The organism is Colwellia sp. MB02u-14 (assembly GCF_014076915.1).
Classification (GTDB): Bacteria; Pseudomonadota; Gammaproteobacteria; order Enterobacterales; family Alteromonadaceae; genus Colwellia_A.
Genome location: NZ_JACGUX010000087.1, coordinates 98496 through 113098, shown reverse-complemented (window position 1 = coordinate 113098; position 14603 = coordinate 98496). Strand labels below are relative to the sequence as shown.

The window sequence follows — 14603 nt, the reverse complement described above, 5'->3', positions numbered from 1 at the left end:
CTTTATTCATCAGATGACAACCGCTCAATGGCTTAATTTTTGTTGCATATGCAACACCTTGTTATGGTGTAAGGACAATTTTACTAAAGATTATTAATATTTTAGCTTTTTTAGATTAAAGAACATCAGGTTTTCCTAAATAAAAACCTTGGCAACCATCAATGAATAACTTTTCTAAAGTAAACTTTTCTTCTTGACTTTCAACACTTTCAGCTAAAACTGTTATGCTAAGTCTATGTGCAAGGTCAACCATCAATCGGATGAAATATTGATTGTTCTTATCATCATCGATATCACGTGTGTAGGAGCTATCCATTTTAATAAAATCAGGTTTAAGATCACGAAAAAACTTAAATGAGGTTAATCCAACACCAAAACGTTCAACAGTAATGCGTGAGCCGACACGGTGAATCATATCGATAAAGCGTTTACTGGTTTTGATGTTTTGTTGCAGGCCATATTCAGTAATTTCAAAAATTAATTTCGACGCAATTGTTGCCTCTTTTAATAAACGACGTTCCAACCAAATTAAAAAATGTTCATCATGAATACTTCGAGCACTGATATTGATACCAAAAAACTGCTCATGTAAGTTTTTTACTTTAATTTCATTGATGACTTTTTCGATAATCATTTTGTCTACAGCAACCATTTTATCGAGCTTTTCCGCCATAGCGATAAAAGAGGCGGTAGGGAGCACTTCACCACTTGAATTTAAAAACCGAGCAAGAATTTCGCCATAAACTTTATTGTTACGACTATTGGGTTTTATCTGCTGAACAAGTAATTTTAGGCGTTGATTTTCTAAGACACTCTCTATTTCTTGACGCCAGTTCTGGTTACCATAATTAGCACTCGCGCTCTGTAAAATATCTGTGTTACTTTGTGAAAACCAGGCGTTTATTTGCTGAGTTTGTGCAATGCTTATACCCGTGTCTGCTAATGCGAGTAATTCACCCAGTGGTTTGTCTTTATCAAAATAAACTAATCCAGTATAGCCAACTGAATCTAGATCTGATGATTGTTGATAAGCGTTAAACTTACGCGATAATTCATTTGCTGCGTTTTCTGCTTCTTTTAGAGTAATATTGGGTAAAAGGGTTGCAAAGTCAGAGCTGTTGAGTCGATAAACATTAGCACCGCGATAGGTTGCAGTAACACTTTTGATGATTTCTGCTACTTTACAAATATAATGGTCACCTTCATTGTAACCGTGTATTTGATTAATTATTTGCAGTTCAGAGCAACGAGTTATAGCTAAAACGCCAAATTCAACTTGGTTTTCGTCATTAGCAAAGAATTGAATAAATCGATTACGGTTCTCTAATTTTGTCAATGGTTCAATATAGGCTTGTTTTTCGAGTGCCGTAGTGTCATCGATATGCGATGAGATAAGCGCTTCAACCTTTTTTAATCCAGAGGTTAATTCAGGAATATCCATAACTTCATCGTCAGGTTCAAGTTTATTCATCGAGATGACTTGTGCGATGCCGTGTTTAATTTTTTTATTGACGACAAAAACAAGCTGTTTAGTGTGTTTAACACTTAAAGAGCAAGCAATAAAAATAATAATAAGGCTAACAAGAATGGATATAGTCATTATTTTCAACACTAATGTTGCTGAAGTATTGCTATTTACTTGGTAACTGATAGTTGTTTTTAGTTCGCTTGTAAAAACTATTTTTTCAGGGGAAATTAAAGTGACAAGAATATTTGAACGGGGTGTTTTATGCTCAAATATATCTTTGTTTTCTTTTGTTAATGAGAATAACTGAAAATCAGCTAAATTCATCAATTTATTAACGCTTTTAAATTGATCGTTTCTTTCTGAAATATCAACAACAGCGGCAATGGATTTTTGTATATCTAACTGTCTGCTCGACAGAGCAGAAGAGAAAATATAGCTCACGATTACAGCGATAAGAATATTAAAAAAAATCCCTAAAAGGACATTGCGAATTAATAATTGAAAATAGCTATACATAATATGTCGATTTACTGCAAAGATTAGACTTACTTAATTTATAGCATGCTTGATAAAAAATTACTAACTAGCTGTTATTTAGAGTGATATATTATATTAAGAGCAATGCCCCACATAAGTTGAGCTTTTATTGCTTATAGTATGAATTAGGCTTGCGATTCGCTGGTAGGCGCTATATAATTAGCTTAGCTTAAATACAACAATATTTCACTGAAATTCATTTTTTAGTTCCTTACGCTTGAAGTAAAGTTAAAAGTGCTTAAAGCAAAACTTTAAAATAATTTTATATTGTTGTATCGATTTAACGGCTTAGTTTATAAGTCACTAGGTTAAATCAACATCGTGGGTCAGTGTAATAAGCCCCGCGTAATGGGGCTTTTTCGTATCTGGAACCTTTTCAGCACGATAAGTTTTAAGAATTGCTGGGCTATAAGCCCTTTTTTTGTATCTGAATGTTGATACAGAAAGATAAAGTAAGATTTTATTTGGAGAAAATGATTGGCTAAGTTTGAACATAAATTAACAGACATGTTACGTCCTGCTGTTGAAGAAGTTGGCAAGGAATTATTAGGTATTGAATATATCAGTGCAGGTAATAATTCAGTATTACGTTTATTTATCGACCATGAGAATGGTATTGATGTTGATGACTGCGCAGAAGTTAGCCGTCAGGTAGGAGCTATTCTTGACGTAGAAGATCCTATCAGCAGTGAGTTTAATTTAGAAGTATCATCGCCAGGTTTAGACCGACCTTTATTCGATAAACCCCACTATGAAGCAGTGATTGGTGAAATTATCGAAGTGAAATTGTCTATACCATTAAATGGTCGTCGTAAATTTAAAGGGCGTTTAGTTGCCGTTGAAAATGACACGTTAATTGTAACGGTTGATGGCGAAGACTATGATTTAGTGCTCGGTAATATAGTTAAGGCTAATTTGGTTTTTAACCATAATAAAAAGACTTAATCAAAAAATCATAATAATAAAATAAAAAATACGTAGTTGTTCAATTTTGTACCATAAACACAAGTTGGACTGTTCAGAAACGATTAAAAAGGCTAAGTAGCATGAGTAAGGAAATATTACTGGTTGTAGATGCCGTATCTAACGAAAAAGCATTACCACGTGAAAGTATTTTTGAAGCAATGGAAACTGCTTTAGAGACAGCAACAAAGAAAAAATATGAAGGCGACATTATTGTTCGTGTTGCTATTGACCGCACTAATGGTGAATTTGATACATTCCGACGTTGGTTAGTTGTTGCTGATGACGCAGTAGCAGAAAACCCGTTTGCAGAAATGAGCCTGTCAGCAGCACAATACGATAATGAAGAGTTACAGCTTGGTGATTACATTGAAGATCAAATTGAATCAGTTAAATTTGACCGTGTAACTACGCAAACAGCGAAGCAAGTTATTGTACAAAAAATTCGTGAAGCAGAACGTGCACTTATCGTCGAAGCTTACCAAGAACAAATCGGTGAGTTAGTTACGGGTGTTGTTAAGAAAGCGAGTCGCGATAGTATTATCATTGATTTAGGTAATAACGCAGAAGCTGTTATTTATCGTGATGATATGTTGCCTCGTGAAACATTCCGTCCAGGTGACCGTATTCGTGGTTTGTTATACGAGATAAAGACAGAAACACGTGGCGCACAATTATTAGTGACTCGTTCTAAACCAGAAATGTTGATTGAGCTTTTCCGTGTAGAAGTACCGGAAATTGGCGAAGAAATGTTAGAAATAAAAGGTGCTGCTCGCGATCCTGGTTCACGTGCCAAAATTTCAGTTAAGTCAAACGACAAACGTATCGACCCAGTCGGCGCTTGTGTCGGTATGCGTGGTTCACGTGTTCAAGCTGTATCGACTGAACTTGGTGGTGAACGTGTGGATATCGTTTTATATGACGATAATTCAGCACAGTACGTAATCAACGCAATGGCTCCAGCTGAAGTTGCATCAATTATTGTTGATGAAGACAAAGGCACTATGGATATCGCTGTTGAAGAAGGCAATTTAGCGATGGCTATCGGCCGTAGTGGTCAAAATATCCGTTTGGCTAGCCAATTGACTGGCTGGGAACTGAACGTAATGACTGTTGCTGATATGAACGAAAAACATCAAGCTGAAAATGATAAAGTTATTTCTTTATTCACAGATAACTTAGATATCGATGACGACTTTGCTAATTTATTAGCAGAAGAAGGTTTTGCTACGTTAGAAGAAATTGCTTACGTACCAGCCGCTGAAATGCTAGAAATTGATGGTATGGACGAAGAAATTGTAGACGCGCTTCGCGAACGAGCAAAAGCGGCATTAACGACACGAGCATTAGCAAGTGAAGAATCTCTTGAAAATGCTGAACCAGCCGCTGATTTATTAGCATTAGATGGTTTAGAACGTCATTTAGCTTTTGTATTAGCGAGTCGTGGTGTCATTACCCTTGAAGATTTAGCTGAACAAGGCGTAGACGAAATTGCCGATATTGAAGAATTAGATGAAACCAAAGCGGGCGAGTTAATTATGGCTGCGCGTAATATTTGTTGGTTTAACGAAGAATAATTCCCGGGAGAATATAGTAGATGTCAAACACAACTGTAGCAGAACTTGCTCAAGAAATTGGTACACCGGTGGACCGCTTAGTTAGCCAATTGGCTGATTCTGGCGTGAACAAATCCGCAACTGATTCTGTATCACAAGATGAAAAAGAAGCATTATTAGATCACTTGAAAAAGCAACATGGTGACGACTCAACAGCCGGACCACTAAAGATGACGCTTAATCGTAAATCTAAATCAACGTTAACGATGGGACATGGCAGTAAAGCTAAGTCGGTTAATGTAGAAGTACGTAAAAAGCGCACTTATGTTAAACGTAGCGAAGTTGAAGAGCAACAACAGGCAGAAGCAGAAGCTCAAGCCAATGCTGAAGCTGAAATTGCTGCTCAAGCAGTAGCAGAAGCAAAAGCAATTGCTGATGCTAAAGAAGCTGAAAATGGCAAGGCAGTCGCTGCAGCAAAAGCAGAAGCCGAAGCTGAACGTAAAGCTCAAGCAAAAGCCGAGGCGGATGCTAAAGCTAAACAAGTTGCCGCAGCAAAAGCAAAAAATGCTGAAGAAGCGCCAGTAAAAGTTGCAGAAAGCGATGAAGCTAAAAAAATTCGTCTTGCTCAAGAAGCTGAAACAAAAGCTAAGCTTGAAGAAGAAGCTAAAGAAGCTACTGCCGCAGCTAAGAAGCTAGCAGAAGAAAATGAAGCACGCTGGAAAGAGCAAGAAGCTGAACGTAAAGCTAAAGAGAAGGAAGTTGTACATTTAACTTCTTCTAAGTACGCGCAAGAAGCTGAAGACAAAAGTGACTCAGCTGATGAAAGTGGTCGTCGCCGTAAGAAGAAAAAAGCACCTGCTGCTCGTGGCCGTAATAACGGACGTGGCAAAGGTAAAACGTTATCTTCACCTGAAAGTTTAAAGCATGGTTTTACAAAACCTGTTGAAACTAAAGTACAAGATATTCGTATTGGCGAAACGATTTCAGTAGCAGAGCTTGCCAACAAAATGGCAAAGAAAGGTGCTGAAGTTGTTAAAGCTATGTTTAAATTGGGTGCAATGGCAACCATTAACCAAGTAATTGACCAAGAAACCGCAGCACTTGTTGCAGAAGATATGGGCTTTGACGTTGTACTTGTTAAAGAAAATGCTTTGGAAGAAGCCGTACTTGCTGATCGTAGCCATACCGGTGAAGAAATTACTCGTGCACCTGTTGTTACTATTATGGGGCATGTTGATCATGGTAAAACATCACTACTTGACTATATTCGTAAAGCGAAGGTAGCAGACGGTGAAGCTGGTGGTATTACTCAGCATATTGGTGCTTATCACGTAGAAACGGGTCATGGTATGATCACGTTCTTAGATACTCCAGGTCATGCTGCCTTTACTGCAATGCGTTCTCGTGGTGCTAAAGCAACTGATATTGTTATCATTGTTGTTGCTGCAGATGATGGTGTTATGCCACAGACTGTTGAAGCTATTCAACATGCTAAAGCTTCTGAAGTGCCTATTATCATTGCCGTAAACAAGATGGATAAAGAAGGTGTTGATATCGAACGTGTTAAGAGTGAGTTATCTCAACACGGTGTTTTATCTGAAGAGTGGGGCGGTGAAGTTCAATTCTGTCATGTTTCAGCTAAAACAGGTTTAGGCATCGACGAATTACTTGATTCAATATTACTTCAATCTGAAGTATTAGAATTAACCGCTGTTGTCGACAAAATGGCAAGCGGTGTTGTTATTGAATCTAAATTAGATAAAGGCCGTGGTCCAGTAGCAACGGTGTTGGTACAAGAAGGTACGTTAAAGCAAGGTGATATCGTACTTTGTGGTTTAGAATATGGCCGTGTTCGTGCAATGCGCGATGAAAATGGTAAAGATATTCAATCTGCGGGTCCATCTATTCCTGTTGAGATTATCGGCTTAAGTGGTGTTCCACAATCTGGTGACGAAGCGACTGTTGTTAAAGATGAAAAGAAAGCACGTGAAGTTGCTTTATTCCGTCAAGGTAAATTCCGTGATGTGAAACTTGCTCGTCAACAAAAAGCTAAACTTGAAAATATGTTTGCAAGTATGGCTGAAGGCGAAATTTCAGAAGTTAACGTTGTAATTAAGTCAGATGTTCAAGGTTCACTTGAAGCGATTAGTGACTCATTACTTAAGTTATCTACTGATGAAGTTAAAGTAAGAATCATTGGTTCAGGTGTTGGTGCTATTACTGAAACTGATGCAACGTTAGCGGCGGCTTCTAATGCCATTGTTGTTGGTTTCAATGTTCGTGCCGATGCATCTGCACGTAAAGTGATTGAATCTGAGAACATCGATTTACGTTACTACAGTGTTATTTATGCATTAATCGATGAAGTTAAACAAGCCATGAGCGGCATGTTAGCGCCAGAGTTTAGACAAGAAATCATTGGTCTTGCACAAGTACGTGACGTGTTTAAGTCACCTAAAATTGGTGCGATCGCTGGTTGTATGGTTACTGAAGGTCTTATTAAACGTAGCGCACCCATTCGTGTCTTACGTGACTTGGTTGTTATATACGAAGGTGAACTTGAATCACTTCGTCGTTTCAAAGACGATGTGCCAGAAGTTCGTAACGGTACTGAATGTGGTATCGGTGTTAAGAACTACAACGATGTCCGTGTTGGTGACCAAATTGAAGTATTCGAAACAATAGAAATTAAGCGTACGCTGTAACACTAAATTTTTGCTAATGGGTTGATTCTATATTTATCTATTAGCGTTAATTCAATGTGACATGTAACTTACTGTTGGTAAAATACTAAATGGGGGCTTTGCCTCCATTTTTGTTCATATATTAAAGGTTATCAGGCAAAGAACCTTGATAACCTCATTAGGAGAATTTCTTATGGCAAGAGAATTTGCCCGTACCGACCGTGTCGGACAAGAAATACAAAAAGAAATCGCAACGATATTGATGCGCGAAGTTAAAGATCCTCGTTTGGCGATGACAACAGTTTCAGCTGTGGAATTAACGCGTGACTTAGCTTACGCAAAAATATTTGTTACTTTTTTTACTAACGAAGCGTCAGAAATAAAAAGCTCTATTGAAGTGTTAAATGATGCAGCTGGCTTTATTCGCTCGTTATTAGCAAAAAAACTACGTGCGCGTATTATGCCGCATTTACGTTTTGTCTATGACAGTTCTATGGCTGAAGGTGTACGTATGAGCTCACTCGTTGACGAAGCTGTAGCGAGCGACAAGCACATAGCGGAGAGTTCAGAACGAGACGCTACTGCTACTGATGTAAACAATGAAGAAAATTCATAGGGTATAAGCTAGATGGCTAAACGCAGAAAAGGTCGCCCAATTAATGGGGTGATCCTACTTGATAAACCTTATGAAATGTCATCGAACAGTGCTTTGCAAAAAGTTAAGCGACTTTTTTTCGCACAAAAAGCTGGGCATACTGGTGCATTAGATCCCCTTGCAACGGGAATGCTGCCTATTTGTTTAGGTGAAGCAACTAAGTTTTCACAATTTTTGCTGGATACTGATAAAACTTATCAAGTGACTGCGAAATTAGGTGTCCGCACCACAACAAGTGATGCTGATGGCGAAGTTGTTGCAGAAAAACCAGTCAATGTTTCAAGTGAGCAGTTAGCACTCGCGCTTGAATCTTTTTGCGGTACAACACAGCAAATTCCTTCCATGTATTCAGCATTAAAATATAAAGGTCAGCCTTTATATAAATATGCCAGAGAAGGTGTTGAAGTACCTCGTGAGTCACGCGACATTACGGTTTTTCGTTTAGATTTATTACGCTTTGAAGCTGACGAAGTTGATTTAGATATTCATGTATCCAAAGGGACTTATATTCGTACTATTATCGATGATTTAGGTGAATTACTTGGTTGTGGAGCACATGTTGCGAACTTACGTCGTAGCGCTGTAGGTAATTATCCAACAGACAAAATGGTAACACTTGAGCAGTTACAATCATTAGTTGAGCAGGCTGAAGAACAAGAGTTATCGGCCAGTGAATTGCTAGACCCATTATTATTACCGATGACGACGGCTTGTGATGGCATTCCTGAAGTTTTCATTGATGATATGTCAGCGAATTTTTTACGCCACGGTAATCCAGTACAAGCATCAAATATACCCAGTGAAGGCTTAGTGCAAGTTTTTGTCGGTGATAACATTATTGATGGCGAGTTTATTGGTGTTGGCCATATAGATGACAACGGTTTAGTTGCCCCTAAACGCATTGTAGTTTTAGATGAGTTTTTGAAAACACTGTAATTAAGCGACTTTAGGCACTGATAGCTTGGTTGCAATAGCACTTACCTTAAGCATAAATATTTCTACTGAAAATTATTTATACTTAACGGCGAGTTAATGATATTAAAAATATCGGTTGCAATTACACCTTGCGCTGATACAATGCGCGCTCTTTTGTCATCTTCGCTGAATTAGTGTTTGGCTGGGTGCGAATTTTTAAGTACTTTCGGGTACATAACACTAAGGATTATTTATGTCTTTAAATGCTACAGAAAAAGCTGCAATTGTTGCAGAATATGCTCAAAAAGAAGGTGACACTGGTTCACCAGAAGTTCAAGTTGCTTTGTTAACTACTCAAATCAACCACTTACAAGGTCACTTCAAAGAGCACATCCATGATCACCATTCACGTCGTGGTTTATTGCGCATGGTTGCACAACGTCGTAAATTGCTTGATTACTTAAAAGGCAAGAACGTTGAGCGTTACACAACTGTAATCGCTAAACTAGGTCTACGTCGTTAAGATGTAACTTATTTATTATCTTTTCTAAAGATAGTATCGAAAAAAGGAGCTAATAAGCTCCTTTTTTTATACCTTTTTTTTATGAACCGTTACCCAAATGGTCACAAACCTTCCTTTTTTGTCTTTTCTTAATAACATTTCCCTTTTGTCGCTAGTAAATACGTGGTGAGGTAGTATAATGTGCGTGCAAATTTTTAGAAGTACTAAGCTTTTGCAAAACTAATCAATCCAAACTGTATAATTTTTTGTTCAACTTAAGCAGTGCAAAGTTTGCTCTAAGTGAATAAATAATTGTACAGATTGGTTAATAACTTAAGAATATTAATTTAATAAAAGGAACATTTATGTTCAATACTGTTACAAAAACATTTGAATTCGGTCAACATACCGTAACTTTAGAAACGGGCGCTATCGCTCGTCAAGCAACTTGTGCTGTTATGGCTAGCATGGACGATACGTGTGTATTAGTGTCTGTTGTTGGTAAAAAAGAAGCGAAGCCAGGACAAGATTTTTTCCCATTAACGGTTAATTACCAAGAACGTACATACGCTGCAGGTAAAATCCCAGGTGGTTTCTTTAAACGTGAAGGCCGTCCTTCTGAAGAAGAAACATTAATTTGTCGTCTAATTGACCGTCCAATTCGTCCACTATTCCCTGAAGGGTTTACTAACGAAGTTCAAGTGGTCATCACTGTAGTTTCTGCTAACCCAGAAATTGCCCCAGACATTATCTCTTTATTAGGTACTTCTGCGGCATTAGCTATTTCAGGAATGCCTTTTAGTGGTCCAGTTGGCGCAGCACGTGTTGGTTATACTGACGGCAAATACATTCTTAACCCATTACAATCGGAATTAGAAACGTCTAAGTTAAACTTAGTGGTTTCTGGTACTGATTCAGCCGTATTAATGGTTGAGTCTGAAGCTGATGTTTTATCTGAAGAAGTTATGCTTGGCGCCGTTATGTATGGTCATGAGCAAATGCAAACAGCAATCACAGCGATTAAAGAAATGGCTGCAGAAGTTAACAATCCTAAGTGGGATTGGGTTGCACCAGTTAAAAACGCTGATCTTATTGCTAAAATTGCAGAATTGAGTGAAGCACAAGTTAACGAAGCTTACCAAATTACTGAAAAAGCAGTTCGTTACGAAAAAATTAAAGAAATTCGCGATGGTGTTGTTCAAACATTATTGGCAAGCGATGCAGAGCTTAACGTTCAAGAAGCAAAAGATTTATTCCACGACCTAGAAAAAACGGTTGTTCGTGGTCGCATCACAAAAGGCATGCCTCGTATCGATGGTCGTGATCCTGAAATGATCCGTGCTTTAGACGTAATGACAGGTGTATTACCAAGAACTCATGGTAGCGCAGTATTTACACGTGGCGAAACTCAAGCATTAGTTACTGCTACTTTAGGTACACAACGTGATGCACAACGTCTTGATACTATTATGGGTGAGAAGACTGATGCATTTATGCTTCATTATAATTTCCCTCCATACTGTGTAGGTGAAACTGGTTTTGTTGGCAGCCCTAAGCGTCGTGAAATCGGCCATGGCCGTTTAGCAAAACGCGGTATGTTAGCTGTTATGCCTTCACTTGAAGAATTCCCATACGCTGTGCGTATTGTTTCTGAAATTACAGAATCAAACGGTTCATCTTCAATGGCTTCAGTTTGTGGTGCTTCATTAGCATTAATGGATGCTGGTGTACCAATTAAAGCTTCTGTTGCTGGTATTGCAATGGGCCTAGTTAAAGAAGGTGACGACTTTGTTGTTCTTTCTGACATTTTAGGTGATGAAGATCACTTAGGTGACATGGACTTTAAAGTAGCAGGTACTACCGGTGGTATTACTGCACTTCAAATGGACATTAAAATTGAAGGTATTACTCAAGAAATCATGCAACTTGCTTTAAACCAAGCTAAAGCTGCACGTACTCATATCTTATCTGTAATGGACGAAGCTATATCTGGTCACCGTGATGATATTTCACAGTTTGCACCACGCATTCACACCATTAAAGTTAGCCAAGATAAAATTCGTGACATCATTGGTAAAGGCGGTGCTACTATCCGCATGCTTACCGAAGAAACGGGTACAACTATCGAAATTGACGACGACGGTACTGTCAAAATTGCTGCAACAAATGGCGATCAAGCTCAAGATGCCATTAACCGCATTAAAGCATTAACGGCTGAGATTGAAGTAGGTACAATTTACCAAGGTAAAGTAGTACGTATCGTTGATTTTGGTGCCTTTGTTAACGTACTTCCAGGTAAAGATGGTTTAGTTCACATCTCTCAAATATCTGAAGAACGTGTAAATGCTGTAAGCGATGTATTAACTGAAGGTCAAGAAGTTACTGTTAAAGTACTTGAAGTTGACCGTCAGGGCCGTGTACGTTTAAGTATTAAAGAAGCTTCTGAAAAGAAAGAAGCGACAGTAGCTGACGCTGCTGAATAGCATACTTAAAAAGTTACATAAAAAGGGAGCCTGATGGCTCCCTTTTTTATATACTGAAACTAAATTAATAAAAATATTTTATTAGGTACCTTATTTCTGTGAATAAACTCTTTAAAGTAGCATTTGTTATCGCTATCTCTGCCCTTCAAGGTTGTGCAAGTAATCAACCAGAGACTTCTTCTATTGCTATGAATCAGCTCATCATTGCCGAGCCCTTGGCAATAAACTATAAAAGTGAAATAGCTATAGCTCGACTGACTGACGTTATTCAAAGAGCAGAAATAACCGACGCACAACGAGCTGAGCTTTATTATGACCGGGGTGTTATTTTTGACAGTGTGGGTTTACGCTCACTAGCTCGCCTTGATTTTAATCGGGCACTAAGGTTAAAACCTGATTTTGTCGATGCTTATAATTTTTTGGGGATCCACTACACACAATTACAAGAATTCGAGCAAGCGTATCAAGCCTTCGATTCCGCGATTGATTTAGATCCTGAACATGAATATGCATATTTAAATCGAGGTATTGCCTTATATTATGGTGGCCGCCCAGGTCTTTCAATTGATGACTTTAGCACTTTCCATCAACGTAAAAAAAACGACCCTTATCGTATCTTATGGTTGTATTTAGCTGAATCAGCAACAAATGATTTAACTGCTCAGATAGCATTAAAACGAGCTGTTGATTTAGTCGATGATAGCGTTTGGGCTAAAAATATCATTCAGTTGTATCTTGGCGATATTACTGAACAACAATTTGTTAACCAATTATCAAGCGGCACAAGCTCAAGTAAAGCGTTAAGCGAACGTTTGTGCGAAGCTTATTTTTACCTAGGAAAGTATTATCAACTTAAGGGAAGCAATGATATTGCGGCTAACTTTTTTAAAGTAGCACTCAGTACCAATGTTTACGAATTTGTTGAACACAGATACGCTAAACTTGAGTTAGACTTAATGCGACAAGAAACACTACAAGCTGATAAGTCGTCTTAGTGGCTTATATAAATATTTTATCGATACCTTAAATGAAAGTTAAAGTTAGCCTAACAATCATGAGCTTATTGATCCTCCTATCAATAAGCTCTTTTTTATGGATAAATTCACTGATCCAACGGGTAGAAGATGGCTATGCTAGCCACTCACAATTAGCGCTTATTAATCAGCTTGGTCTACATTCAATATTATATAAACGCTTGAACTTATATGGCCAGCAAGATGAGAATAAGCAATGGCAAAATATTGCTAAAGCGCTTGCAAAAAATGATGGGAAAATAGCATTCAAGTTAGCCAACTATTATCTTGCTAAGCCTAAAGAAAATTATCGAAAAAATCGAAATGGTGAACTCTGGCTTAAGCAAGCTATTCGCTTAAATCATAAGAAATCGAGAATCACATTAGCTAAAATTTATCTTAATGAGCATAGCTTCTTAGCCGCCAAAACATTACTTCTTCCGATAGAATCCGATCCATCAGCGTTAAAGCTTTTAATTGAAATTTCGATTTTAACGGGAGAATATAAAAAAACTGATCATTATATTCAAAGGTTTACCGCCATTAGTTCAGAAGATAAAACAGATGAACAACAGTCTTTTTATCAAAAATTAAAGCGTTATAAAATAATAAATAAGCCTGTAATAGCTTCCGAAGTTAGTTGTTTAGCGACAATATCTCCCTTTGCAACCAGCTTAGAAAACTTAGAGTACTTTGAAGAACTTATATCTTCAGCAAGACTAGCTCCATTAAAGCCTTACCTCTGTTTTTCACCCGTAAAGTATATCAGCAAAATACAGCTCGATTGTCAGCATGATGAAAAGGAACCGATTCGATGCAACGAGTCTATCTGGCAAGAGAATAAATTAGTGGGCAATAACCGTTTTATTGCAGTACTTGTTGAAAAAGGAGGTGCTAATGTAAATGCGGGTATCTTATATATCGATAGCAATGATAATGAAGATGTTTTTTTTCATGAGTTGGCGCATCTATTTGGCTTTATTGATGAATATCAATTGGCAGAAAATCATTATCGCTGCTTAGCGATTCAAAATTCAATGTTTTCACATAATATTGCTATTTTACCCCGTTTTTATCAGGGGTCACGACTGGTTGTACGTGAGAAAGTTTTAAGTGAACTGCCATGGGCTAAATACATTGAAAGTCATACCCCCTTGGTGAGTAAAGCTGAACAAGGCTGGAAGCTAGGAACAACTAAAGATAAGTCAGGTAGTGTTGGGGCATATATTGCTGAAAGCTGCGATGAGCAAAACTTTGTTGCAATACAACCCTTAAATCAAAGAACAGCTATGCGATATTATGAAGAAGCTTTTCCAAATTTATATTTACAGATGTTGGCTGATAATCCAAAGAAATTTTTAATGCCTCATTATTTACAAAATGTGAATAGGGCATTGAAAGCAAAAAAATAACGCCTTCGCGTTACTTTATGGCAGGAGTCATTTTAACCACTATTCTTGACCTAAGGGAACACTCAGAAAACTGGGTTGTTCTACGCTGGTCTTAGCTTTATTTTTCTTGATATTATGATGCAAATTAATTGCTTAACTTGGCTTTTTAATCATCATTGTTGTGGTTTTTACCTTGGCTATTGGCCACATCGTATTGTTATTAAAAGTATGCACTTCATCATAAATAGTATTTTCTAAAGGTACTTTATTTAACAATGCTGATTGTTCCTGTTTAGCCTTTGAGTTGCTATTTGCTTTAATGAACCATGAAAATAACTTCATACATATCACCTTTCATTTTCTTCACTCATTAACTTTAGTTGAGAATTTGCAAATTTACCTCTCTTATTTGGATCATTGTACAAATAAGGGAGGT

Annotated in this window: 11 protein-coding genes; 9 read left to right on the top strand and 2 right to left on the bottom strand. The window is 37.6% G+C overall.

What is annotated here, in order from left to right:
• Positions 1–115 precede the first annotated feature (115 nt).
• Positions 116–1909 (bottom strand): GGDEF domain-containing protein, encoded by a 1794-nt coding sequence (locus H4J52_RS16860; protein WP_310649682.1) that lies wholly within the window; start codon positions 1907–1909, stop codon positions 116–118.
• Between the two features lie 573 nt (positions 1910–2482).
• Here H4J52_RS16860 and rimP point away from each other — a divergent pair.
• From rimP to H4J52_RS16815, 9 genes are all read left to right on the top strand, one after another.
• Entirely contained in the window at positions 2483–2950 is a 468-nt protein-coding gene (rimP, locus tag H4J52_RS16855) for a ribosome maturation factor RimP (RefSeq protein WP_182182078.1), read from the top strand.
• Between the two features lie 101 nt (positions 2951–3051).
• Positions 3052–4545 carry a transcription termination factor NusA gene (gene nusA, locus H4J52_RS16850; protein ID WP_182182079.1) on the top strand — a complete coding sequence of 498 codons (1494 nt, stop codon included), beginning with the start codon at positions 3052–3054 and terminating at the stop codon, positions 4543–4545.
• A gap of 20 nt (positions 4546–4565) precedes the next feature.
• Positions 4566–7229 carry a translation initiation factor IF-2 gene (infB, locus tag H4J52_RS16845; protein ID WP_182182080.1) on the top strand — a complete coding sequence of 888 codons (2664 nt, stop codon included), beginning with the start codon at positions 4566–4568 and terminating at the stop codon, positions 7227–7229.
• A 172-nt stretch (positions 7230–7401) separates the two neighbouring features.
• Positions 7402–7824, top strand: coding sequence for a 30S ribosome-binding factor RbfA (gene rbfA, locus H4J52_RS16840; RefSeq protein WP_182182081.1), 423 nt, complete (start codon positions 7402–7404; stop codon positions 7822–7824).
• Between the two features lie 12 nt (positions 7825–7836).
• Positions 7837–8799 carry a tRNA pseudouridine(55) synthase TruB gene (gene truB / locus H4J52_RS16835; protein WP_182182082.1) on the top strand — a complete coding sequence of 321 codons (963 nt, stop codon included), beginning with the start codon at positions 7837–7839 and terminating at the stop codon, positions 8797–8799.
• 232 nt (positions 8800–9031) lie between these two features.
• Positions 9032–9301, top strand: a complete 270-nt coding sequence (gene rpsO / locus H4J52_RS16830) for a 30S ribosomal protein S15 (protein WP_070376186.1) — start codon at positions 9032–9034, stop codon at positions 9299–9301.
• Positions 9302–9645: 344 nt separating this feature from the next.
• Positions 9646–11763: a polyribonucleotide nucleotidyltransferase gene (gene pnp / locus H4J52_RS16825; RefSeq protein ID WP_182182083.1), complete on the top strand. Its 2118-nt coding sequence runs from the start codon at positions 9646–9648 to the stop codon at positions 11761–11763.
• Between the two features lie 98 nt (positions 11764–11861).
• The gene (nlpI, locus tag H4J52_RS16820) at positions 11862–12758 is read left to right on the top strand and encodes a lipoprotein NlpI (protein WP_182223383.1); all 897 of its coding nucleotides are present in this window, start codon (positions 11862–11864) and stop codon (positions 12756–12758) included.
• Between the two features lie 32 nt (positions 12759–12790).
• Complete coding sequence (locus tag H4J52_RS16815; protein WP_182225277.1) at positions 12791–14188, top strand: hypothetical protein; 1398 nt, start codon at positions 12791–12793, stop codon at positions 14186–14188.
• A 132-nt stretch (positions 14189–14320) separates the two neighbouring features.
• Here the strand turns inward: H4J52_RS16815 and H4J52_RS16810 are convergent, their stop codons facing one another.
• Positions 14321–14509: a hypothetical protein gene (locus H4J52_RS16810; RefSeq protein WP_182182086.1), complete on the bottom strand. Its 189-nt coding sequence runs from the start codon at positions 14507–14509 to the stop codon at positions 14321–14323.
• Positions 14510–14603 lie beyond the last annotated feature (94 nt).

Excerpts from the sequence above, each read along its gene's own strand:
- nusA (WP_182182079.1), top strand. The coding sequence starts at position 3,052 with ATGAGTAAGGAAATATTACTGGTTGTAGATGCCGTATCTAACGAAAAA.
- infB (WP_182182080.1), top strand. The coding sequence starts at position 4,566 with ATGTCAAACACAACTGTAGCAGAACTTGCTCAAGAAATTGGTACACCG.
- rbfA (WP_182182081.1), top strand. The coding sequence starts at position 7,402 with ATGGCAAGAGAATTTGCCCGTACCGACCGTGTCGGACAAGAAATACAA.
- truB (WP_182182082.1), top strand. The coding sequence starts at position 7,837 with ATGGCTAAACGCAGAAAAGGTCGCCCAATTAATGGGGTGATCCTACTT.
- rpsO (WP_070376186.1), top strand. The coding sequence starts at position 9,032 with ATGTCTTTAAATGCTACAGAAAAAGCTGCAATTGTTGCAGAATATGCT.
- pnp (WP_182182083.1), top strand. The coding sequence starts at position 9,646 with ATGTTCAATACTGTTACAAAAACATTTGAATTCGGTCAACATACCGTA.
- H4J52_RS16815 (WP_182225277.1), top strand. The coding sequence starts at position 12,791 with ATGAAAGTTAAAGTTAGCCTAACAATCATGAGCTTATTGATCCTCCTA.
- H4J52_RS16810 (WP_182182086.1), bottom strand. The coding sequence starts at position 14,509 with ATGAAGTTATTTTCATGGTTCATTAAAGCAAATAGCAACTCAAAGGCT.